Source organism: Photobacterium sp. BZF1, from assembly GCF_014349205.1.
GTDB lineage: Bacteria > Pseudomonadota > Gammaproteobacteria > Enterobacterales > Vibrionaceae > Photobacterium.
On sequence record NZ_JACSOF010000314.1, the window covers coordinates 1 to 1,243 of the forward strand.

Consider the following 1,243-nt stretch of genomic DNA (forward strand, 5'->3'; position numbering starts at 1 on the left):
GAAGAAGCAAAGGTGGAATGTGAAACACTGACATCTGAAACCCATCAAAAAGTAAAGGTTATTGAGAATGCCGCCAAAGAAGAAGCTGACAAGGTTCTAAAAAAAGCAAATCAAGAAGCGGAGTATTTAACGACACAAGCTGTTCAGGAGCTAGATGCAGCAAAAAATTACGCTGAAATAATTAAAAAGAAAGCAGATGATACGCTTAACATGGCGGAGAAAGAAGTAGCTAAGAGGAACGAAGAAGCAAAGATGGAATGTGAAACACTGACATCTGAAACCCATCAAAAAGTAAAGGCTATTGAGAATGCCGCGAAAGAAGAAGCCGACAAGGTTGTAAAAAAAGCAAATCAAGAAGCGGAGTATTTGACGGCACAAGCTGTTCAGGAGCTATATGCAGCAAAAAATTATGCTGAAGAAACCGAAAAGAAAGCGTTAGGTATCACTGTCTCGGCTGAAAAAGACGCAGCCCTTTTGATAGCTAAGGTTAAATTAGAGCAACAACATACTCTTGATGAGATAGAAGCATTAGAGAAAAAGAAAACGGATCTCGATAGAAAGGTTCGTAAACTAAACAGCTATGTCGAACATGGAGATATGATAAAAACGGTTACGGATTACCAATACCTTCTTGATGGCCCAATCAGCGAAGCAATTAAGAAAAAATTAGATCGTAATAAGCAGAAGCAAAAAGATCTTATAGGCAGTGGTAAGGCATTTAAAGTTACCGCAGGCATCTTATGGAATGATAGTGCTAGACAAGGAAAAGCTCGTCAAAACAGGTTGGCGAAGTTCTTAGTTGCTGCGTTTAATACTGAAGTGGATAACGTTATTTCTAATACCACCGCTAGCAATTTTTCTTCTGGGGCTAAAAAAATTGAAAGATGGTTTGATAAGGTCAATAAGGGAGGAAAAGATGATTATGTACTCTTGTCTTCTAAGCTTCTTGATTTACGTTTAGAAGAACATCGTCATTCTTTCGAATTTAAAATGAAGAAAAGCCTTGAAGCCGAAGAACAGCGTTATCTGCGTGATGCGATCCGAGAAGAAGAGAAAGTTAAGAAAGAAATTGAAAAATTTGTAGCCGCCAGAGAAAAAGAAGAGAAATCTTATCAAGACGATTTAAACAAGGCGATCCGTCAAATCAATACAGCAAATGCTGCCGAAGTAGAAAAATTGAACCTTCATATTCAGGCTTTGAGAGAAAAGTTAGAAATTGCAACAAGCGAGAAGGAGCGAGCAT

General features: G+C 38.2%; 1 protein-coding gene. It reads left to right on the forward strand.

The features are described 5' to 3' along the window. Positions 1-1,243, forward strand: a 1,243-nt coding sequence (locus tag BIZ37_RS30205; RefSeq protein ID WP_187464679.1) for a DUF4041 domain-containing protein, incomplete at both ends; no start/stop codon positions are given.